We start from the raw sequence: 22,037 nt of genomic DNA, 5'->3' as shown, positions 1-22,037 counted from the left end.
CTTTACTACATAGAAGGTGGTACAAATGAACAGAGTTGTAATTACAGGTATGGGCGTAGTTACTGCCCTTGGTCAAGATTTAGAAACGTTTTGGGCCAATCTGACTTCTGGCAAATCCGGAATCAGTTTGATCGAGAATTTTGATGTAAGCGAGTATCCAACTCGTATTGCTGCTGAGGTTAAAGACTTTAATATTGAGAATTATGTAGATCGTAAGGATTCACGTCGGATGGACCGTTTCGTTCAATTCGCTGTAGCTGGTGCGATTAATGCGCTAAAAGACGCGAACTTGAATGTGAAGGAAGATACGGATCCTGAACGCGTGGGTGTATCGGTTGGATCAGGAATTGGTGGTTTGAACACGTGGGAAGAACAGCATAGAATTCTTTTGGAAAAGGGGCCGAAACGTGTATCTCCCTTCTTTATTCCGATGATGATTGCGAATATGGCGTCTGGTCAAGTTTCAATGATTACAGGGGCAAAAGGACCGAACTCCACGGCTGTTACGGCCTGTGCGACAGGTACACACTCCATTGGTGATTCGTTCAAAATGATTCAACGTGGTGATGCTGACGTAATGATCTGCGGTGGTGCTGAAGCAACAATTACACCAATTGGTGTGGCTGGCTTCTGTGCATTGCGTGCCATGTCAACTCGTAATGAAGAGCCTCACTTGGCTAGCCGCCCGTTTGATACAGACCGCGATGGTTTTGTCATGGGCGAAGGAGCAGGCGTGATGATTTTGGAATCGCTTGAACATGCGCAGAAGCGTGGGGCACGCATTTATGCCGAAGTGATTGGTTATGGGATGAGCGGTGATGCTTATCACATGACAGATCCAGATCCGGATGGGGCAGCACGTTGTATGGTCAAAGCAATTAAAGACGCGGGCATTAGCCCAGAGTCGATTTCTTACATTAATGCTCATGGAACTTCTACTTCAGTAGGAGATAGATCGGAAACTACGGCTATTAAGAAAGCTTTAGGCGAACACGCCTACAAAGTAGCTGTTAGCTCGACGAAATCAATGACGGGCCATTTACTTGGCGCTGCAGGTGGTGTAGAAGCCGTTATCTGTGGTTTAACCATTTCTAATAGTTTGATTGCACCAACAATCAATTTGGTCAACCAAGACCCTGAGTGTGATTTGGATTATGTGCCAAACACAGCCCGCGCGGCGAAGGTTGACATTGCGATGTCGAACTCGTTTGGCTTTGGTGGACATAATGCAACGATTATCTTGAAAAGGTTTGAAGCATAATTTGCCTTCCTACGAAGAAAGATAACGGAATATCATTCTCTCTGGGTGGTGAATAAAGGCGATGAACCGTGATATTAAAGAACTGCAGCAGCGAATTGGGATTACATTTCGGAAAAAAGAGCTGCTTCAGCAAGCTTTTACCCATTCTTCTTATGTCAATGAACACCGTATTGCTGGGCATAAAGATAACGAGCGTCTGGAGTTTCTAGGGGATGCTGTCCTTGAACTAACGGTTTCGGAATTTTTATATGATTCTTATCCAGGGCGTTCAGAAGGTGAATTGACTAAGCTTAGGGCGTCTATCGTTTGTGAGCCGTCACTCGTTACGTTTGCTGAAGATTTGGATTTCGGTGCTTTTGTTTTACTCGGTAAAGGGGAAGAGTTAACTGGAGGGCGGTCACGCCCAGCGCTCCTTGCCGACGTTTTCGAGTCCTTTGTTGGAGCTTTATATCTTGATCAAGGCTTGGATATCGTAAAAGGTTTTCTCAAAAAGCACGTTTTCGCAAAAATCTCTAGTGAAGGTAAGCTGCTAATTATCGATTACAAGACTCTACTGCAGGAGCATACCCAACATCACAATATGGGTTCATTGGAATACCGCATTGTGAATGAACGTGGGCCAGCTCATGAACGTGAGTTTGTAGCTGAAGTGCACATGGATGCCGACCTTCTGGGAACCGGAGCAGGACGTTCCAAGAAAGAAGCGGAACAGCAGGCTGCTGCGGGGGCTTTGTCGAAATTGAATGTGACCGTTCAGCGGTAATGCATATGGCTTAAAGGGGCGGCTGCGGCCGCCTTTTTGTTTTTTTCTCTTATTTTTATAAGGGATATGTTACAATAATTTTTGAGGTGAGACCATGTTTTTGAAACGGATTGAATTATCCGGGTTTAAGTCTTTCGCAGACCGTACGGAACTAGAATTTGTACGCGGTATTACCGCGGTTGTAGGCCCTAATGGCAGTGGAAAAAGTAATATTTCGGACGGTATCCGCTGGGTATTAGGTGAGCAAAGTGCAAAGTCCTTACGTGGCGGTAAAATGGAAGATGTTATTTTTGCAGGCAGTGATGCGCGCCGAGCTGTCAATTATGGGGAAGTCTCTTTGACGCTTGATAATACGTCGCAATCGCTTCCACTTGATTTCAATGAAGTGACGGTTACTCGCAGAGTGCATCGCAGTGGGGAAAGTGAGTATTTAATTAATAAGCAGCCCTGCCGCTTGAAAGATATAACGGAATTGTTCATGGATACGGGGATAGGGAAAGAAGCTTATTCGATTATTGGACAAGGTCGTATTGAAGAAATTCTAAGTACGAAATCCGAAGATCGTCGAGGGATCTTTGAAGAGGCTTCGGGGATTGTTAAATATAAATCGCGTAAACGTGAAGCTGAGAAGAAATTGAGTGACACCGAGCAAAATTTGCTGCGGATTCACGACTTGGTTTCTGAGCTTGAGGATCAAATTGAACCGCTTCGCGAGCAGTCTGAGAAGGCGATTCGTTATAAAGAGCTTCGGGAGACGCTCAAAAGCAGCGAGATTGCGATGTATGTACATCAGATTGATCAGATTTACATTTCATGGAATGATGCGAAGCAGCTGCTAGAGAAGCTAGTTAAGGAACAAACAGAGCTTTCGACGATTGTGAATCAGCATGATGCGCATTTGGAGAAGCATCGATGGGAAACTCGCAGGTTAGAGGAGGAGCTGGAAAAGCTTCAAGAAAGTTTGCTCCAGCTGAGCGAAGAATTCGAGAAGTGCGAAGGGCATGGCGAAGTGCTCAAAGAGCGTAATAAGAATTACGTGGCTAATCATCAACAGCTAAGCACTACAATCGCTATGCAAGAGCAGCGTAAAATAGATAAAGAAGATGAGCTCAGCCAGCAGCGAGAGAAAATCATCCAAATTGGCGCCCAGCTATTTGAGTTTCAAGCGAAGCTGACCGCAGAAGAACAGCGGTTACTTGGGGTTAATGGCGGTATTAGCTCTTCGCCTGAAGATCAGTTGAAAGGCGAATTGCTGGAAACGCTGAACCGAATGGCTCAGGCGAGGAATGAGATTCGTTACGCTGAGCAGCAAACGGAAAGTATTGGTCGTCGTTTGGAAAGGCTTGATGAAGAACGTCAGAAATGGGCGGAACAGCGCGAGAAGATTTCGATCCGTAAGCAAGAATTGACGGCTAAATTAGAACAAACGGTTAATGAAATTGAGAATGAAAGACAAAGGTATGTGCAGTTAACCCAAAGCTTAAAAAGCAAGCAAGGGTTGCTCGATGAAGCACAAGGCATGGTCCGCAAATGGGAGCAGAAGCTGGATGCGTTGACCTCCCGCCGCGACACGATGAAAGAGATGGCCAACGATTACGATGGCTTCATGCAGGGTGTTAAAGAAGTTCTTAAAGCGAAGAGCCGTAAGGATTTGCGTGGTATTCGCGGGGCTGTAGCCGAGCTTGTTAAGGTGCCTGCAGACGTTGAGATTGCGATTGAGACGGCGCTCGGCGGCGCCTTGCAAAATATCGTTGTCGAGACCGAAGCGGATGGGCGTGAAGCCATTGCCTTCTTGAAGCGACGTCAAATGGGACGAGCTACGTTCCTGCCTATGAATGTTATTCGCGGACGCTCGATTTCCGATAGTGAGCTTAGTTCTTTGAAATCTTCCAAAGGTTTTGTCGGCCTTGCGGTTGATCTTGTTTCATTTGAGTCCACCTACCAGAACATCTTCTCAAGCCTGCTTGGGAATGTTGTTGTGGCGCAGAGTCTAGAAGATGCGAATCATATTGCTGCTAAAGCACAGTATCGCTATCGGGTTGTGACGCTGGAAGGTGACGTTGTGAACCCTGGTGGTTCGATGACAGGCGGAAGCTTGCAGAAGAAATCAACGAATCTACTTGGACGTCAACGTCAAATTGAGGAGCTGGATCAGGAGATTAAAACTTCTGAGCAGCAGCTCAGCGGTTTGCGCAGCCAATCCAGCGTGATGAAGCGCGAGATTACGGATGATATGATGACGATCGAACAGCTCCGTCAGCAGGGTGAGCAAAAACGTATCACCGAGCAGCAAATTAGGGCAGAATTGAATCCACTTGAGTCCGAAAGCCGTACGGTTGAAGAACAGCTAACGCTGGATAGTCAAGATCGAGGTTCGCTGCTTGAAGAGAAGGCCGATCTTGGACGGAAGAAAGTCGAGTCCGAAGCAGCGCTGGCTGAACTGCAGGAAGAAGAAGCTTCTTTACAGAAAGCGATTCGCGATGCCGAGCACTCCCGTAAAGCGAGTGAGTCGGAAAAGGAAGAACTGCAAAGCCAGTTGACGGATTTGAAAGTCAAGGTGGCTTCCATTTCGCAAGAGAAACAGTCACTCCAAGATCAACAGCGTCGACTTCAGCAGGATCTCGGCGAAGCTGAGCGGGAAATGGAAATGAACCGCGGTCTACTTGAGCAGTTGGTGCAAGATATGGCAGCGCTTGATCAAGAGACTGTACTTCAAGTTGAATTACTTAATGATCTCAAAATCAAGAAGCAGCAATGCTCAGAAAACATTGATTTCAAACGTGCTGAGCGAACGGATTGGTTACATAAGCTCGAGCAAGAAGAGAATGAAACCCGGACGCAACGTATTCAGTTGAAACAGGTTGAAGAGAGTCTGCATCAAACTGAGGTTCGCGTGACTCGATTGGATGTTGAGCTAGAAAACCTGCTGAAGAAGCTAGGGGAAGAATATGAGCTTAGCTATGAGTTAGCAAAAGAGCGCTATCCAGTTCCTGAGGATATCCAAGGTACACAGGGCAAAGTGCGTGAACTTAAACGCGAAATCGCTTCGCTTGGTGAAGTAAACCTCGGTGCTATTGAGGAATATGCGCGGGTCTCTGAGCGCTATGAATTCTTAGACTCCCAGAAAAATGACTTGATCGAAGCCAAAACGACGCTTTATCAGGTCATCCGTGAAATGGATCAAGAAATGTCCAAACGATTTAAGACCACCTTTGATGCGATCCGCTCGCACTTTGGTGTCGTATTTGCTAAATTGTTTGGCGGTGGCCGTGCGGATTTGATTCTATCTGAGCCGGAGAATATGCTGGATACAGGTATTGAGATCGTTGCACAACCGCCTGGCAAAAAGCTGCAAAATCTTCAGCTTCTTTCCGGTGGAGAGCGCGCTCTCACAGCGATTGCGCTGCTATTCTCGATTATCCGCGTAAAACCGGTTCCGTTCTGCGTACTAGATGAGGTAGAAGCTGCTTTGGACGAAGCGAACGTATCTCGTTTTGCCGAATACTTGCGTGAGTTCTCTGAAATGACGCAATTTATCGTGGTTACGCACCGTAAGGGGACGATGGAGGAAGCGGATGTGCTGTATGGGGTAACGATGCAAGAGGGCGGTGTTTCCAAGCTCGTTTCCGTTCGTTTAGAGGATGAAGAAGCCGCCATGTCTGCATCATAATTAGGTTGAATGTTATTTTATTAGGAGGAACCATGAGCTTTTTTAAACGATTAAAGGAAAGTATTTCCAGTAAGGCCGAAGCGGTAACGAATAAGTTCAGAGAAGGACTAACGAAAACAAGAGACGCCTTCGTCGATCGTGTGGATGATTTATTTAGCCGCCGCAAGAAGATCGATGAAGACTTTTATGAAGAGCTTGAAGAAATTCTAATTGGCGCTGATGTAGGTGTAAATACAGTACTTAAGCTAATCGATGAGCTTCGCGCCGAGGTGAAGAAACGCAAAATTGAAGATCCCGCGGAGCTTCAGCCGATCCTTTCCGAAAAGTTGATTGAGCTCTTAAAGGGTGACGCTGATGCAGGACTGAAGTTAAATCCAAATGGATTATCTGTCATTTTATTTGTTGGTGTGAATGGCGTAGGGAAGACAACGACAATCGGTAAAATGGCACACATGTTTAAATCTCAAGGGAAAAAAGTGTTAATGGCTGCAGGCGATACATTTCGTGCCGGTGCAATTGAGCAGTTGGAAACTTGGGGCGAGCGTGTTGGTGTTGATGTGATTAAACAGCAATCAGGCTCCGACCCTGCCGCCGTCATGTTTGATGCGGTGCAGGCAGCGAAAACGCGTGGTGTAGACATCTTGTTATGCGATACAGCGGGTCGTTTGCAAAACAAAGTGAATTTGATGGAGGAACTGAATAAAATCTATCGCGTTATCCAGCGTGAAGTTCCAGATGCTCCCCATGAGGTCATTCTCGTTTTAGATGCTACTACGGGACAAAATGCACTGAGCCAGGCAAAGCTTTTCGGTGACAAAACAGGTCTAACTGGGTTGGTGCTTTCCAAGCTCGATGGTACGGCCAAAGGCGGAATCGTTGTAGCGATCCGTCAAGAGTTATCACTTCCTGTGAAATTCGTTGGCCTCGGTGAGAAAATGGATGATCTTCAACCTTTTGATTCCGAGCAATTCGTTCATGCCCTCTTTGGCAAATGGATCGGTGAGCATAAAGAAGAGAATGCTTAATCTTTTTGTTCTCTGATACGTGAAAAATTCTCCTCAGCCGTTTGTTGGTTAGAGGGGGATTTTTTTGTTCATTACTGACAAGGTCAAATGCTTGACATTCATCTTGGAATTCAGTATGATAGGTTCTGTTGTGCTGCTGTCAAGCGTGCAACCTTTACGGAGGTGGATCATGTCTATCGATCAAATGCTTGAGAAAACGAATCGCGTTAACTTGCTATTTGATTTCTATGAACCGCTGTTGACCGATAAACAGAGAACGTTCCTCCAACTGTATTTTCATGATGATTACTCACTCGGAGAAATCGCTGAGAATTTTGAAATTAGCCGCCAGGCGGTTTATGAACATATTAAACGTGCAGAGTCAACTCTTCAGGATTATGAGAGTAAATTGCATCTTATACATAAGCACGAACAACGCATGAAGCTGCGTGCGGAGCTGGTTCAGGTGCTTGAGGTTTGCGAACCGGAGCTAAAGAGGAAAACAACGGAACTTTTTGATACAATAGTAGGGATCGATTAAAACATAGAAAGTCCAGAAGCAGGAGGTGAAGCGCATGGCATTTGAAGGATTGGCAAACCGGTTGCAGAATGTTTTCGGTAAGCTGAGAAGCAAAGGTAAGCTGACGGAAGAAGATGTAGGCGAAGCGCTTCGCGAAGTACGATTGGCGCTGCTTGAAGCGGACGTTAACTTTAAAGTAGTCAAAGACTTTATTGCTAAGGTGAAGGAACAGTCCATTGGACAGGAAGTATTGAAATCCTTCACGCCAGGCATGGTCGTTATCGATATCGTTAACAAAGAGCTAACCGCACTTATGGGCGGTACACAAAGTAAATTAGCTCGTTCGAATCGACCGCCAACGATCATCATGATGGCAGGCTTGCAAGGGGCAGGTAAGACAACAACCTCTGGTAAGCTAGCGAAGATGCTCATTAAACAAAACCATAGACCGCTTCTTGTAGCCTGTGACATTTATCGTCCGGCTGCCATCAAACAGCTGCAGGTTCTTGGAGAACAGCTCAATGTTCCGGTATTTTCACTTGGGGATCAAGTAAATCCTGTTGATATTGCGAAAGCAGGACTTCAGCATGCCAAAGATAATGGTAATGACTATGTCATTATCGATACCGCAGGTCGTTTGCACATTGATGAAAACCTGATGGACGAGCTGAAAAATGTTCGAACTGCTGTTGAACCGGATGAAATATTGCTCGTTGTCGATGCAATGACCGGGCAGGATGCAGTCAATGTTGCAGAAAGCTTTCATCAACAGCTTGAACTTACAGGTGTTGTACTGACCAAGCTGGATGGCGATACCCGCGGTGGCGCGGCGTTATCGGTTAAAGCGGTGACAGGATGCCCAATTAAGTTTGTGGCTAGCGGTGAGAAAATGGATGCACTAGAACCATTCTTCCCTGATCGTATGGCCTCAAGAATTCTTGGTATGGGCGATATGCTTACCTTGATTGAGAAGGCGCAAGCCGGTATTGACATGGATAAGGCGAAAGAGATGGAGCGCAAAATGCGCAACGCCGAATTCACCTTCGAGGATTTCCTTGATCAAATGGAGCAAGTGAAGAAGATGGGACCTCTAGATCAAATTCTTGAGATGCTTCCAGGAGCTAATAAGATCAAGGGCATGAAAGATATGAAAGTTGACGACAAACAAATGGCACGTGTTGAAGCTATTGTGAAGTCGATGACAACCGAAGAGAAACGAAAGCCGGAACTTCTCAATGCGAACCGTCGCAAACGGATTGCTCAAGGCAGTGGCAACTCGGTGCAAGAGGTCAACCGTTTCATCAAGCAGTTTGACGATATGCGTAAAATGATGAAGCAGTTTTCCGGCATGATGGGACCTAAAGGTGCCAAAGGAATGAAGAAGTTAGGCAAGGGATTTAAATTCCCCTTTTAAATAAGCATTTTATTCTAAGTAGGAGGTGATTTTTCATGGCAGTACGTATTCGTCTTAAACGTGTAGGCGCTCATAAAGCTCCTTTTTACCGTGTGGTGGTTTCGGATTCCCGTTCCCCGCGTGATGGTCGTTTTATCGAAGAAATCGGTACTTATAACCCAATTGCTGAACCAGCAGCTGTAACTCTTGATGAGGAGAAAGCGCTGAAATGGCTTCAAACTGGCGCTCAACCGTCCGATACAGTTCGCAGCCTGTTCTCAAAAGCAGGTCTGATGACTAAGTTTCACGAGCTGAAATTACAGAAGTAATCTGTTATCTTTCGGAGGGTGGGTTCATGAAGGATCTTATCACCGTAATTGCTAAGGCTCTTGTTGATCATCCGGAAGAAGTACGTGTCGCTGTGGTGGAGAAAGATGACAAGATCGAGTACAGGCTTTCTGTCCACCCCGACGATGTCGGTAAAGTGATTGGCAAGCAAGGCAAGATCGCGAAGTCGCTCCGCACAGTTGTCACGTCGGCAGCAGTGAAAGAGACGAAACGGGTAGCCGTTGAAATCGTTTCATAAGAAACTAGGTTAGGATTTAGTTCCTAACCTTTTTCTTGTATGGTTTTGAAGGTAAATTAATGTGGAGGTTGGGCAAGCGCATATGAGCGAAAAACTTGTGACAGTTGGTCGAATTGTGAATAGCCATGGTATTCGTGGAGAGCTAAAAGTGGTTCCGGAAACTGATTTTCCTGAGCGTTTTGATAAAGGAAACGCATTGATTATTGTAGATTCTCAAAATAAGCAAACGCCGGTGACGGTGCAAACCTCCCGCTTACATAAAAATATGTTTATCTTGCAGTTTGACCAGTTCTCTAACATTAATGATGTTGAGAAATTCAAAGGCTCGCTTCTCAAGATTGAAGCTAAGGAGCAACAGCCTCTTGAAGAGGGAGAATATTATTATCACGAGATCATTGGTTGTAAGGTCGTTACGGAAGAAGGCCAGGAGTTAGGGCTTGTTTCTGAGGTGTTGACACCGGGAGCTAATGACGTATGGGTCGTTTCTTTGCCGAAAGGCAAACAGTTGCTACTTCCAGTCATCGATGATGTGATACTCGATGTGGACATTGTCAACAAGACGATTCGTATTCATCTGATGGAAGGATTAATGGAATGAGAATCGATGTATTGACTCTGTTCCCGGAAATGTTCGAGGGTGTGTTTTCGTCCAGTATTTTAGGGAAAGCACGTGACAAGGGAATTGTTGCTCTCAACACGGTTAATTTTCGAGATTATTCCAATAATAAGCATAATACAGTAGATGATTATCCATACGGCGGCGGCGGAGGGATGGTTTTAAAGCCAGAGCCGATATTTGCTGCTGTTGAGAATCTGCCCGTACATCAAGAAGATGGACAAGACCCGGTGAAGCCGCGAGTGATTCTCATGTGCCCACAGGGGGAGACGTTCACACAGAAGAAAGCGGAGGAGCTGTCTAATGAACAGCATCTCGTGTTCATATGTGGTCATTATGAAGGCTATGATGAGCGCATTAGGCAGTATCTAGTGACGGATGAGCTGTCCATCGGTGATTATGTATTAACAGGCGGCGAGTTACCCGCTATGGTCGTTATAGACAGCGTAGTGAGGCTGCTGCCTGGTGTGCTCGGCAATGAGATGTCAGCGGTGACAGATTCGTTTTCCACAGGCTTGCTAGAGTATCCTCACTACACGAGGCCAGCAAAGTTTAGGGACTGGGACGTACCTGAGATGCTGTTATCAGGGCATCATGAAAATGTGAAGCGTTGGCGCCGCAAGGAGTCTCTGTTCCGAACGTTAGAGCGCCGTCCTGACTTGCTTGAAGGAAGAGAACTATCCAAAGAGGAAAAAGCTTGGGTGGTTGAATGGAACAGGCGGAAACAGGAGGAGTAAACCCCCAGAAACTTCTCTATTGAATTTCTTTCCTGTCTATGATAATATATATTCTGTTGTGAATTTTTCAACAGTTCGAGTCTGGTGGTCCTCTACGCATAACAACTAAGAACGACTATGCCAATAAGCGGAATGAACACCTGTGTGGAAGGAGGGAGTCAACTATGAATCTTATTCAAGAGATTACGAAAGAGCAACTCCGTACGGATATTCCTAATTTCCGTCCAGGAGACACACTTAAAGTACACGTAAAAGTTATCGAGGGTACACGTGAGCGTATTCAGCTGTTCGAAGGTGTTGTTATTAAACGCCACGGCGGTGGAATTAGCGAAACGTTTACAGTTCGTAAAATTTCTTACGGTGTGGGTGTGGAAAGAACTTTCCCATTCCATTCTCCGAAGATTGACAAGATTGAAGTGGCTCGCCGTGGTAAAGTTCGTCGTGCGAAACTTTATTATCTGCGTGGTCTTCGTGGTAAAGCAGCAAGAATTAAAGAAATTCGATAAGAAAACGGGGGGCTTGTTCAGGCAAGTCTCCTTTTCATTTTCATGGTACATAATAGATATAAACCAAAACTGGAAAAGAGGCAATCAGTGATGGAACACAAAAATCAAGAACAGCCTTACATAGAGCCGGAAACAACTACGGAAACGTCTCCCGCTAAAACTGCAAAAAGTGAAACATGGGAATGGATTAAAGCATTAGTAATCGCTGGAGTGCTCGTGATTATCATTCGTTGGTTCCTATTCTCTCCTTTTATTGTTGATGGAGATTCCATGCGTCCGAACTTTTCAACAGGTGAACGACTCATTGTCAATAAAATTGTTTATGATATTCGCTCACCTAAACGCGGAGAAGTCATCGTTTTCCATGCACCGGAAGGTAAGGATTACATTAAACGCGTAATTGGTCTTCCTGGTGAGACCGTTAAAGTTACGGGTGACAAAGTGTTCATTAATGGTCAAGAGATTGATCAGCCTTACATCAAGGAAGCGATCGAGCAGGCGAATAAAGAAGGACGTGCCTATAATACGTTATCCGATTTTCAGGAGAAAAAAGTGCCTGAAGGTGAAATATTCGCAATGGGAGATAACCGTGGTAACTCCAAAGACAGCCGAGCGATTGGCTTCATACCTTACAACAAAATCGTAGGTCGCGCCGAAGTCATTTTTTGGCCAGTGAGCAAAATTAGTTTCATACATTTTTGAGGTGAAGTAGAATGACCATTCAATGGTTTCCCGGTCACATGACCAAGGCTCGAAGACAGATTGAAGAAAAGCTTAAGCTGATTGATGTTGTAATCGAGCTCTTGGATGCCCGCATACCGCTCTCTAGTCGGAACCCGATGGTAGATGAGATTTTAAAAGGTAAACCGCGCTTGGTTCTGCTTAACAAGAATGACTTGGCAGATCCGCAAGTGACGGCAGACTGGGTTAAGTATTTTGCTGATCAGGGTCTACCAGCATTGCCGATTGATGCAGCAACCGGAACGCACGTCAAAGAAATTTTGCCGCGAGTTAAGCAGCTTTGGGCACATAAAATTGAACGGCAGCTTAGCAAGGGGATTAATCCACGTGCCGTAAGGGCGCTCATTGTGGGTATCCCGAACGTTGGGAAATCGACGCTGATTAATCAGCTGGCAGGTAAGAAGATTGCAGCAACCGGAGATAAGCCTGGGGTTACGAAGGGGCAGCAATGGATTAAAGTTGGAACCGAAATGGACTTGCTCGATACACCAGGTATTTTGTGGCCAAAATTCGAAGACCAAATGGTTGGAATGAGATTGGCAGCAACGGGCGCCATTAAAGAAGAGCTGCTTCATTTAGATGAGATTGCACTCTTTGTCGTTAAATACATGGTTCAGAATTATGGGGCCGGTATTCAAGAACGATTTGGGGTTCAAGACCTTCCTGAGGATTTGGACGACATACAGGAAATGGTCAAAGTCATGGAAGCTATCGGTCGTAAGCGTGGAGCGATTGTGAGCGGGGGTAAAGTGGATTTGGACAAAGCCTCTTTAATCATTATTCGTGAGCTTAGGGCGGGCAAGATGGGGCGGATTTCTTTGGAAAAGCCTTTAGATAAAAGATAAGTAAAGATAAAGGAACGGTCACTTTTGGGCTTAGCTGATCAAGCGGGTCCGGGGGTGGCTTTTTCTTTTTATACAGAGATTATTGAAAAAAATGGGTGTGGCTTGATGAAGTGCCAATCCTTTATAATCAGGAGATGGAAAGGGGCGAAATCCATTGCTAGAGCATGAAAAACAACTGTGGGGGCAAGGTTTTACTCTAATTGCGGGTATTGATGAGGTAGGAAGAGGTTGTTTATTTGGGGATGTCGTTGCAGCCGCGGTTATACTTCCGATGGGATATGTGCTGGAGGGTGTGGACGACTCCAAGAAGCTTTCTGAAAAGAAGCGAGATATTTTCTATGATCAAATCGTGGCTGAGGCTTTAGCTGTTGGTGTAGGCATTGTGGATGTGGATAGAATTGAAGCGATCAATATAAAACAGGCGGCCAGGCTTGCTATGAAGCAAGCAGTGGAGCAGTTAAACATAGCACCTGATTTTCTCCTTGTGGATGCGGAGAACATTGATGTAGACATAGAACAATCGGCGATCATTCATGGAGATGCACTTAGTCAATCTATTGCAGCCGCATCGATTATTGCTAAGGTTACCCGAGATCGTATGTGTGTGGATTGGGATGAGCAGTTTCCCGAATATGGACTTGCTATACATAAAGGATATGCAACAAAGCACCATAGAGAGATGCTCTTGCGATATGGTCCTACACCGCTGCACCGGAAATTATTTATACGTAAAGTGATGGCGCAATTGGAAGAGAAAGAGATTGTGCTGGAGTCTGAACAGCTGGAATTGGATCTCATTTAACTTCTTATTGTAACGAAAAGGCAACAAGCCGCCGATAATATACATAAGTGTTTAGGAAGATTTGAGGTGAGCGCCATGAATATTAGTGGTTTAATTCGCAGTTTAGTCGGTGATTTAACAGCATCTGAAAGTAAGGTGCTTGAATTAAAAGTAGGACAAATTGTTAAAGGTGTTGTGCTTCAATTGCTCAGTGACCAAGAAGCGTTGATTAATATTGGCGGCGTGCAGGTGCGTGCCAAGTTGGAAACGCCCCTTAAGCAAGGGGATGTTACAATGCTGCAAGTACAGCCCGAATCCAGTGGTGGTCAAATCCTGCTCAAGCCACTAACGGCATCAGATGTACAAATTACGGAGGATTCGCTTAGTGAGCTGTTAAAGGCATTCACGATAAAAGATACGGTTGGAAATCGTCAAATGGTGCAGCAGATGCAGCAGGAGGGCGTTCCGGTATCGAAGGAGAATGTGAAGGCTTTTGAGGCTGTCATGCGCAGCATGCCTGAGGGTGTCAATAAGGAAGAATGGGCACAGGCGGCTGTACTTGCCTATAAAAAGGGGTTGCCGCTCACAGAGGCGACTGTGGGGGCTTTGAGACAGGTTACGACGGGGCCGCCTGTCGGTAAGGTGCTTGAGCAGCTAGAGCAGCAGGCGACAGCTATGCTTGAGCAAGATCCGGCACATTCGGCGGCTGATACGGCGAAGCAGGTGGTATTGCTGCTCAGGGAGCTGCGGGCTTCCGCCGCAGCTACGTGGCCTTCTGCGCGGCTGCCGGAGGCTCCGGCCGCGGATGCCGTTACGCCAGCTGCTCCGCAGGCTGGCGGCGGGGCTAAGGCGGCTCCCGCAGGGTCGCCGCCTGCAGTAGTGCCCGGCAGCGCGCCTGCGGCCGCTGCCGTTACGGCTCCGCCCGCTGCAGCTGCTGCTGCGGGCGCGGAGCTTCCTGCGGCGGCTGCGCCACGCGCGGAGACCGCTACCGCCGCTTCGGCGCAGCCGGCGGCGGTGCCCATGGCCGCCCGCGCAGCGGAGGCGGCCTCGACTGAGGCTCAGGCGCGCAGCGCTGAGCCTGTAAAAGGCGAACCGCCCGCGGCGGGTTCGCCCGTGAATCAAGAGCCGCCTGCGAAGCAGAAGGCGGCTCCACCAGAGGCGCAGCAGCGCAGCGCTGCGGCAAGCGTGCCCGAGGCTGATCCAGAGCCAAACTGGATCAGCCGCATGCTCAAAGCAGTAGGCGTGGAACACGAGTCTCATCTAGCAGTGAAGCTAGATGAGCGCGCAGACGCTATCCTACGGGGGCACAACAACACTGACGATCAGCTGCCTAATCTGATCGCCACAGCATCCCAGCAGGACGACTCCTTCAAGCCTGCTGCTGACACACTGAAGAGTCTGCTGCTGCAGCTTACAGCCTCTGATGACACTCCAGCGCCGCTCAAAGAGGCGGCGCAGCAAGCCCTTGGGCAAATTACAGGACAACAGCTAATGTTGACTGGTGACAAGAGTTCTATGTTTGCACATATGACGTTGTTTGTCCCCTTCATGGATGGCACTGGCCAGCAATCTGCCGCCATTCACATCCAATCCCGCAAAGGAAAGCGCGGGGAAGTAGACGCTAGCAATTGTCGTTTACTGTTCGACCTGCAAATGAAAGTGATGGGCAATACTTTGCTCGATGTGCATGTCGTCAATAAAATCGTATCTTTGAACATTCATAATGATCATCCTGCGTTAGCTCCCTTAATGGAGGAGTCCAAAGAAGAAATAACAGCAGCCATGCATAAAGCAGGTTATCAATTTATCTCATTAAAATGCTCGCCATATCCACAACCGCCTGTTGTGGAGAATGAAGCTTCCAAGCAAGGGGCATCTGATGGTAGAGTAGATCTTCGAGCGCTCTATCAGCCAAAAGCCTACAAAGGGGTGGATTTCCGAGCATGACTAAGCAAAGGAATGCATCTGTGGAGTCGCAACCGACTCCTCTTAAGAAGGCTGTGGCGCTTCGTTACTCACCTGAAGCACAAAAAGCCCCAACCCTCATTGCGAAAGGGAAAGGGCACATGGCAGAAGCTATTCTTCAGAAAGCCAAAGAGAATGGAATCCCCATTCAAGAGGATTCCTCTTTGGTTGAAGTGTTGTCTAAGCTGGATTTGGATCAAGAAATTCCCCCGGAACTGTATCAATTGGTCGCTGAGGTATTAAGTTTTATCTATCGTTCAGATAACCGAATGAGATCGTCGAGGAATAATGGATGACGGAACTTCGTAAAGATGACCGGAAGCAGTTGGGAAAGCTTGGCGAGGAGTTGGCTGAAGTATTTCTAAGTGAGCGTGATTACCGAATTGTGGAACGTAATTGGCGCTGTCGTACTGGCGAGCTTGATATTATTGCAGAGAAAGCCAATAAGTTAATTTTTGTTGAGGTCAGAACAAGGCGCCCTTCAGGTCGTTTTGGTTCAGCCAAAGAATCCGTCGATTATCGCAAGCAGTTGAAAGTCAAAGAGACAGCACAATTTTACTTGCATCGATTTCAAAAATATGAGCAGTCCATTCAATTTGATGTGATCACTGTAGAACTATCCGTGGATGGAGCAGCACCTCATATAGAACACATACAAGGAGCCTTTTGAGAGTCGTCTGTCGATATGACAACGCATCAAATGGCTCTTTTTTTGAGGTAATAACATATTTAGATGTTATCAATCTTTTATAACATTAGATTTCAATCTCTTCGATCCGCTGCTTTTTGTCCAAATTACGGTATTGGATCGCCTCTGCTAGATGCTGCGGCTGGATACTGTCACATTCCTCAAGATCAGCGATGGTTAGGGCTAGCCTTAGAATGCGATCATGGGCTCTTGCGCTAAGTCCCAAAGCTTCAAAAGAGGCACTGAGCAGTTGATCACCTTCTGGTGTTAGATGACAAATTTGTCTCATCCGCTTACCGCTCAATTCATTATTGTATTGGATGCCAGATCCTGCATAGCGTTGTTGTTGTCTTTGATGTGCGCGCATAACTTGGATTAACATTTCTTTTGAGGACAAGTGATTGGTTCGTTCCTTTAGTTGTGTGTAACTTGGTTTAGGTACTTCGACATGAAGATCGATGCGATCAAGCAAGGGACCTGATATCTTAGAACGATAATGAACAATTTTTGCTGGACTGCAGATGCAAGCATTAGCTTCTGTTTCGGCTCCATAATACCCGCAAGGACATGGATTCATGGCGGCAGCCAATATAAAGTGAGAGGGAAATGTGTAAACCGCTCTTGCTCTTGCAATTGTAACATGACGATCCTCAAGCGGCTGTCTAAGTACTTCGAGGGCAGTTCTCGTGAATTCCGGCAGTTCATCAAGAAAAAGAATGCCTCGATGAGATAAGCTAACTTCTCCAGGTTTGGGTATTGTTCCGCCTCCGACAAGTCCGGCGGGTGAAATCGTATGATGCGGGGCTCTGAAGGATCTTGTACGCATGAGAGATGAGCGATCAACAAGCTTTCCTGAGGCACTGTATATCTTCGTAACTTCTAATGCTTCTTTGTCTGACATAGGTGGCAAAATCGAGGGCATGCGCTTCACAAGCATCGTTTTCCCGGTTCCGGGAGGACCGATTAATAAAAGATTATGCATCCCTGCTGCAGCGATCATCATGGCACGCTTCACTTGATGCTGTCCGTTGACATCGGCATAATCTTCGACAAAGTTGTGTTCTTCGGCAGAAATTGTCGAAAGTTCACTATGTTTATAATTAATGCCATTAAATATAAATTCGTGATTAGATTGCTTGTTCCAGGACTTGAAATCAGAAAGGTTAGTTATCGCGCACACCTCAATACCTTCTATTAAAGCAGCTTCTGGAGCATTCGCGAGGGGAAGGCAGACACGTTTTATCCCTAGCTTTTTCGCGGCATGCGCCATAGAAAGAACGCCCGGTATGGGGCGAAGGGAACCATCCAATGCAAGTTCACCTAGAAACAAAGTGTTCATAAAGCTATCCATTGGCACCTGACCAGTTGTTATCAGAATTCCTACCGCAATGGCTAAGTCAAAAGATGAGCCTTCTTTGCGTAAGTCTGCTGGCGCGAGATTGACTGTAATTCGATCCATAGGGAATGTGTAGCCACAGTTTTTAATGGAGGAGCGCACTCTTTCGACAGATTCCCGAATGGCTGAGTCGGGGAGACCAACCAAGTTAATTTGAGGTAAGCCACTTGAGATATCGACCTCTACTTCGATCGTTTGACCTTCTATGCCCTGCAAGCAAGCGCTCATGACTTTGCCATACATGAAAAAACACCTTCCTCTCCATAGTTACGCAGCTGTTTCGAGCTGTCATAAAGTGGGATAAAAGGTGCTTCCTTATTGATCCGTTTTATACTTTGCCCTTATTGTATACGATAATGGTAAAATTACGCAATCCGGAAATGATCACGTCGTACGTTTTAAAAATGCACGGCTTGCACATACTGGAACTAGAGGTGATGATATGCAGGAGAAACCGTATTTTTGTCCCAATTGTCGTTCCAATCGTATCAAGTTCAGTGTAATTACTAGCTATTCTCAGTCGTTTTTGAAGGACGCTCTATCAGGAAATATTACAGAATTCAAGGATCCTGACGCAATTCCAGAGCCAGAACCTACGATTCAATGCTTGGTGTGCAGTTTTACGGGTAATGAGCTTCGCTTCATTAAACAAGCGGAGCGTGAACCGCGAATGAATACACCAACAACGCCGCTCTACTAAAAAAGTCGAAGTTAGACGTATTTTTCAGCAATTGAAAATGCGTCTTTTTTTATGTAGATAAGAAAGTATAAGTTTTATACTTTTGCTTCGCATCTACCTTGACAAACGCGCTCGTCCCAGAAGGACGGTGGAGTCGTTTATCCTTGGTTGAAAGTGATAGCTAAAGTTTTTCAGCCTGAAAGGAAAGTTTGAACGCATTAACGAAAAAAATAAGGAAACTGTCGAAAATTAGTGATACAATGGTTAGGGCTTGTGAAGAAGTGTGATACTAATTCCGGCAGCAAGATTTATTTCGTGCACTACACAAATAGGAAATTACACTTTTTCCCTGTATAGCACGTTTAGAAAGTCCATACTGATAGGAGGATTTTAGGAAATGAATATCCATGAGTATCAAGGCAAAGAAGTCCTGAGACAGTACGGAGTCAACGTTCCTAACGGAAAAGTTGCTTTTACCGTTGACGAAGCTGTTGAAGCAGCGAAAGAACTCGGAACATCCGTCGTTGTTGTAAAGGCGCAAATTCATGCCGGAGGTCGCGGGAAAGCAGGCGGCGTTAAGGTAGCCAAAAGCCTCGATGAAGTTCGTACATATGCAAGCGAAATTCTGGGTAAAGTTCTTGTCACTCACCAAACTGGTCCTGAAGGCAAAGAAGTTAAACGCCTCTTGATCGAAGAAGGCTGTGACATTAAGAAAGAATATTATGTTGGTGTTGTTGTTGACCGTGCAACAGGTAGCGTCGTTTTGATGGCATCTGAAGAGGGCGGTACGGAGATTGAAGAGGTTGCTGAGCATTCTCCTGAGAAAATCTTCAAAGAAGTTGTGGATCCTGCGATCGGTCTTCAAGCTTTCCAAGCTCGCAGACTTGCATACTCCATCAACATTCCTAATGAGCTTGTTAACAAAGCGGTAAAATTCATGCTAGCTCTTTATAAAGCATTTGTAGAGAAAGACGCTTCCATTGCAGAAATCAACCCTTTAGTTGTTACTGGTTCTGGCGACGTTATGGCTCTTGATGCCAAATTAAACTTTGATTCCAACGCTCTTTTCCGTCACAAGGATATCGTTGAACTTCGTGACCTTGAAGAAGAAGATGCGAAAGAAATTCAAGCTTCTAAATTTGATCTGAGCTACATTGCTCTTGATGGAAACATCGGTTGTATGGTTAACGGCGCAGGACTTGCTATGGCCACTATGGACATTATCAAGCACTACGGCGGAGACCCGGCTAACTTCCTAGACGTAGGGGGCGGTGCTACGAAAGAGAAAGTAACAGAAGCTTTCAAAATTATCTTGTCCGATGAGCAAGTTAAAGGGATCTTCGTTAACATCTTCGGTGGCATCATGCGTTGTGATGTTATTGCTGATGGTGTTGTAGCTGCTGCTAGAGAGCTTGGACTTTCCCGTCCGCTTGTTGTTCGTCTTGAAGGAACAAACGTTGAACTTGGTAAAAAGATTCTTAACGAATCCGGCTTGAACATTGTGGCTGCTGATTCCATGGCAGATGGCGCACAAAAAATCGTTGCTTTAGTAAAATGAGAAAACCTCTATCGAGGTAATTCAAAGATGAGCGACCGCGTTTAGATGTAGGTTTTATCGCCAATAATAAAGTGGTTTTCGGGACCGAAAACTTATCTTTCTTATGTGGAAAATTTAAACCCGAGCGGTTTCAAATAATATAGGGGATGTGAACAAAAGATCATGAGTATTTTGGTTAATAAACATACAAAAGTCATTACTCAAGGGATTACCGGCGCTACGGGTTTGTTTCATACCAAAGGCGGCCTAGAATACGGCACACAAATGGTTGGTGGCGTAACCCCAGGTAAAGGCGGAACAAAAGTAGATATCACATTGGAAAACGGTGAGCTAGTTCAGCTTCCAGTTTTCAACACCGTTATCGAAGCTAAAAATGCAACTGGTGCTACGGCATCCGTTATCTATGTACCACCAGCTTTCGCTGCAGAGTCGATCATTGAAGCTATCGAAGCTGAACTTGATCTGGTTATCTGTATCACAGAAGGTATTCCTGTTCTTGACATGGTTAACGTGAAACGTTACCTGGAAGGCAAGAAAACCGTTCTAATCGGACCTAACTGCCCGGGCGTTATTACACCAGGCGAGTGCAAAATCGGTATTATGCCGGGTTACATTCATACGCCAGGTCACGTAGGTGTAGTTTCCCGTTCCGGGACACTAACTTATGAAGCAGTTCACCAATTGACAACTCGCGGTATTGGACAATCCTCTGCTGTAGGTATCGGTGGAGATCCTGTTAAAGGTTCCGAGTTCATCGATATCCTTAAACGTTTTAACGATGATCCAGATACGTATGCTGTCATCATGATTGGTGAAATCGGCGGTACGGCAGAAGAAGAAGCGGCTGAGTGGGTTGCTGCGAACATGACAAAGCCAGTTGTAGGGTTTATCGGCGGTAAAACAGCTCCTCCAGGAAAACGTATGGGCCATGCTGGCGCTATTATTTCCGGTGGTAAAGGTACAGCTGCTGAGAAAGTTGCAACGATGGAAAGATGTGGTATCCGAGTAGCGGCTACACCATCCGAGATGGGCTCTACACTTGTTAGTGTGCTTGAAGAAAAAGGCATGCTGGATAAAGTTATTACAAAAAAATAGTTTTCTTCTAACGAAGGTAAGCAACCTTCCATCTCCCTGATTCAGGGATTTGGGAGGTTTTTTGTTTTTCTTGGCTTTGCAGTTATTTGTTATTCGAGAAGGGAGTGTATATACTTATGGATAATCGTTTTATTTTGTTTGGACTTCACGAGCTTGAGGGTGTTGGTTGGAAAACGATTCTTCAACTACTGACCCGCTTTCCAGATCCTCACGTGCTGTTAGAGCTTTCGGCTGCAGCAATTGCTTCCAAAGGTATCCGAGCTTCCATTGCTGAACAAATCGCCACGCGGTTTACACCGTCTTTTATTGAGCAAAAGCTTCAGTTATATAAGAAGCAATCCATTCAAATTCTTACACTTTTAGATGAAGACTACCCTTCGATTCTTAAAGAAATTGCGCAGCCTCCATGGGTGTTATATGTAAAAGGAAATGTGTCATTATTGAATGGGCGTCTCCTCGGTATGGTAGGAACACGTACCCCTACGCTTTATGGAAAGAAGATTGCTGAGGAGTGGGCAGCAGCCCTTTCTAGAGCGGGATTCAGTATCGTAAGTGGACTGGCAAGGGGAATTGACAGTAAGGCCCATATTGGTGCATTGCAAGGTAAATCCAAAACGGTTGCTGTTCTTGGATGTGCGATTAATCAAATTTATCCGCGTGAGAATGCATTATTATATCGAAATATAGAACAAGAGGGTGTCATCATTTCGGAATATCCTATAGGCACGGGTATGAGGCCAGGTATGTTTCCGCAGAGGAATCGAATCATAGCAGGATTGTCATTAGGAGTTACGGTTGTGGAAGCAGCTGAAGATAGTGGATCACTGATTACAGTTGAGTTTGCCGTGGATGAATCAAGAGATGTATTCGCCGTTCCCGGTCCTATTGACTCTAACCAAAGTAGTGGTGTCCACAAGCTTCTAAAGGATGGTGCTAAATTGGTTACCCGTGTTGAGGAGATTGTAGAAGAGTATAAACAAATGTTAAGCGAGGAAGATCAGGGTGCAATGAAGAAGCCTTTGCCGGCATTTTCGCTTACGGATGAGGAAGGCGAAATCGTTCGAAAGTTGTCGAATGAGCCAGTCTCGATTGATACTCTGTTAGAGGACGGTCAATTTACGTTTGGACATTTGCATGCAGTTCTGTTATCTTTGGTAATGAAAAAGGCGATTAAACAGCTTCCGGGTTCTACTTACATACTAGCATAGGCTAATACGAAGCTTTTCTTCTCGC

Annotated in this window: 22 protein-coding genes; 21 read left to right on the top strand and 1 reads right to left on the bottom strand. The window is 45.8% G+C overall.

Features of this window, described 5'->3' with window-relative positions; genetic code table 11:
• Positions 1 to 25: 25 nt before the first annotated feature.
• The 17 genes from fabF (at position 26) to GC102_RS03775 (ending at position 16,058) form a co-directional block, all read left to right on the top strand.
• Positions 26 to 1,261 (top strand): beta-ketoacyl-ACP synthase II, encoded by a 1,236-nt coding sequence (gene fabF / locus GC102_RS03855; protein WP_171688285.1) that lies wholly within the window; start codon positions 26 to 28, stop codon positions 1,259 to 1,261.
• A 61-nt stretch (positions 1,262 to 1,322) separates the two neighbouring features.
• Positions 1,323 to 2,024 (top strand): ribonuclease III, encoded by a 702-nt coding sequence (gene rnc / locus GC102_RS03850; protein ID WP_171688284.1) that lies wholly within the window; start codon positions 1,323 to 1,325, stop codon positions 2,022 to 2,024.
• 94 nt (positions 2,025 to 2,118) lie between these two features.
• Positions 2,119 to 5,694, top strand: coding sequence for a chromosome segregation protein SMC (gene smc, locus GC102_RS03845; protein WP_171688283.1), 3,576 nt, complete (start codon positions 2,119 to 2,121; stop codon positions 5,692 to 5,694).
• A 32-nt stretch (positions 5,695 to 5,726) separates the two neighbouring features.
• Positions 5,727 to 6,719: a signal recognition particle-docking protein FtsY gene (gene ftsY, locus GC102_RS03840; protein WP_171688282.1), complete on the top strand. Its 993-nt coding sequence runs from the start codon at positions 5,727 to 5,729 to the stop codon at positions 6,717 to 6,719.
• Positions 6,720 to 6,888: 169 nt separating this feature from the next.
• Entirely contained in the window at positions 6,889 to 7,239 is a 351-nt protein-coding gene (locus tag GC102_RS03835; protein ID WP_171688281.1) for a putative DNA-binding protein, read from the top strand.
• A gap of 34 nt (positions 7,240 to 7,273) precedes the next feature.
• On the top strand, positions 7,274 to 8,632 hold the full coding sequence (gene ffh / locus GC102_RS03830) for a signal recognition particle protein (protein ID WP_171648803.1): 1,359 nt from the start codon (positions 7,274 to 7,276) through the stop codon (positions 8,630 to 8,632).
• A gap of 35 nt (positions 8,633 to 8,667) precedes the next feature.
• Positions 8,668 to 8,940 (top strand): 30S ribosomal protein S16, encoded by a 273-nt coding sequence (gene rpsP / locus GC102_RS03825; protein ID WP_029195333.1) that lies wholly within the window; start codon positions 8,668 to 8,670, stop codon positions 8,938 to 8,940.
• 26 nt (positions 8,941 to 8,966) lie between these two features.
• A complete protein-coding gene (locus GC102_RS03820) occupies positions 8,967 to 9,197 on the top strand; it encodes a KH domain-containing protein (RefSeq protein ID WP_047672782.1) in 231 nt (76 codons plus the stop codon).
• 82 nt (positions 9,198 to 9,279) lie between these two features.
• Positions 9,280 to 9,795 (top strand): ribosome maturation factor RimM, encoded by a 516-nt coding sequence (rimM, locus tag GC102_RS03815; RefSeq protein ID WP_171688280.1) that lies wholly within the window; start codon positions 9,280 to 9,282, stop codon positions 9,793 to 9,795.
• Entirely contained in the window at positions 9,792 to 10,550 is a 759-nt protein-coding gene (trmD, locus tag GC102_RS03810; protein WP_171688279.1) for a tRNA (guanosine(37)-N1)-methyltransferase TrmD, read from the top strand. Before rimM ends, trmD begins: the two co-directional genes overlap by 4 nt.
• 164 nt (positions 10,551 to 10,714) lie before the next feature.
• Positions 10,715 to 11,056: a 50S ribosomal protein L19 gene (gene rplS / locus GC102_RS03805; protein ID WP_028558249.1), complete on the top strand. Its 342-nt coding sequence runs from the start codon at positions 10,715 to 10,717 to the stop codon at positions 11,054 to 11,056.
• Between the two features lie 90 nt (positions 11,057 to 11,146).
• On the top strand, positions 11,147 to 11,758 hold the full coding sequence (gene lepB / locus GC102_RS03800; RefSeq protein ID WP_171688278.1) for a signal peptidase I: 612 nt from the start codon (positions 11,147 to 11,149) through the stop codon (positions 11,756 to 11,758).
• An 11-nt stretch (positions 11,759 to 11,769) separates the two neighbouring features.
• The gene (ylqF, locus tag GC102_RS03795) at positions 11,770 to 12,642 is read left to right on the top strand and encodes a ribosome biogenesis GTPase YlqF (protein WP_171688277.1); all 873 of its coding nucleotides are present in this window, start codon (positions 11,770 to 11,772) and stop codon (positions 12,640 to 12,642) included.
• A 154-nt stretch (positions 12,643 to 12,796) separates the two neighbouring features.
• The gene (gene rnhB / locus GC102_RS03790) at positions 12,797 to 13,444 is read left to right on the top strand and encodes a ribonuclease HII (RefSeq protein WP_171688276.1); all 648 of its coding nucleotides are present in this window, start codon (positions 12,797 to 12,799) and stop codon (positions 13,442 to 13,444) included.
• Between the two features lie 75 nt (positions 13,445 to 13,519).
• Positions 13,520 to 15,370 (top strand): TP0910 N-terminal domain-containing protein, encoded by a 1,851-nt coding sequence (locus GC102_RS03785; protein WP_512698984.1) that lies wholly within the window; start codon positions 13,520 to 13,522, stop codon positions 15,368 to 15,370.
• Positions 15,367 to 15,684 (top strand): EscU/YscU/HrcU family type III secretion system export apparatus switch protein, encoded by a 318-nt coding sequence (locus GC102_RS03780; RefSeq protein WP_171648817.1) that lies wholly within the window; start codon positions 15,367 to 15,369, stop codon positions 15,682 to 15,684. Before GC102_RS03785 ends, GC102_RS03780 begins: the two co-directional genes overlap by 4 nt.
• A complete protein-coding gene (locus GC102_RS03775; protein ID WP_171688274.1) occupies positions 15,681 to 16,058 on the top strand; it encodes a YraN family protein in 378 nt (125 codons plus the stop codon). Before GC102_RS03780 ends, GC102_RS03775 begins: the two co-directional genes overlap by 4 nt.
• An 85-nt stretch (positions 16,059 to 16,143) precedes the next feature.
• Here the strand turns inward: GC102_RS03775 and GC102_RS03770 are convergent, their stop codons facing one another.
• On the bottom strand, positions 16,144 to 17,715 hold the full coding sequence (locus tag GC102_RS03770) for a YifB family Mg chelatase-like AAA ATPase (RefSeq protein WP_171688273.1): 1,572 nt from the start codon (positions 17,713 to 17,715) through the stop codon (positions 16,144 to 16,146).
• Between the two features lie 199 nt (positions 17,716 to 17,914).
• Between GC102_RS03770 and GC102_RS03765 the strand changes: the two genes are divergently transcribed.
• The 4 genes from GC102_RS03765 to dprA all read left to right on the top strand — a co-directional run bounded on the left by GC102_RS03765 (position 17,915) and on the right by dprA (position 22,012).
• Positions 17,915 to 18,172, top strand: a complete 258-nt coding sequence (locus GC102_RS03765) for a hypothetical protein (protein WP_047672798.1) — start codon at positions 17,915 to 17,917, stop codon at positions 18,170 to 18,172.
• A gap of 376 nt (positions 18,173 to 18,548) precedes the next feature.
• Positions 18,549 to 19,709 (top strand): ADP-forming succinate--CoA ligase subunit beta, encoded by a 1,161-nt coding sequence (gene sucC / locus GC102_RS03760; RefSeq protein ID WP_029195343.1) that lies wholly within the window; start codon positions 18,549 to 18,551, stop codon positions 19,707 to 19,709.
• Between the two features lie 162 nt (positions 19,710 to 19,871).
• Positions 19,872 to 20,804, top strand: a complete 933-nt coding sequence (gene sucD / locus GC102_RS03755) for a succinate--CoA ligase subunit alpha (RefSeq protein ID WP_029195344.1) — start codon at positions 19,872 to 19,874, stop codon at positions 20,802 to 20,804.
• 116 nt (positions 20,805 to 20,920) lie between these two features.
• Entirely contained in the window at positions 20,921 to 22,012 is a 1,092-nt protein-coding gene (gene dprA / locus GC102_RS03750; RefSeq protein ID WP_171688272.1) for a DNA-processing protein DprA, read from the top strand.
• The last annotated feature ends 25 nt before the right edge of the window (positions 22,013 to 22,037 follow it).

This window comes from Paenibacillus germinis, assembly GCF_013141785.1.
Taxonomy (GTDB): domain Bacteria; phylum Bacillota; class Bacilli; order Paenibacillales; family NBRC-103111; genus Paenibacillus_E; species Paenibacillus_E phytorum.
Note: the sequence above shows the minus strand (reverse complement) of the source record. Positions and strands in the feature narration are given on the sequence as shown.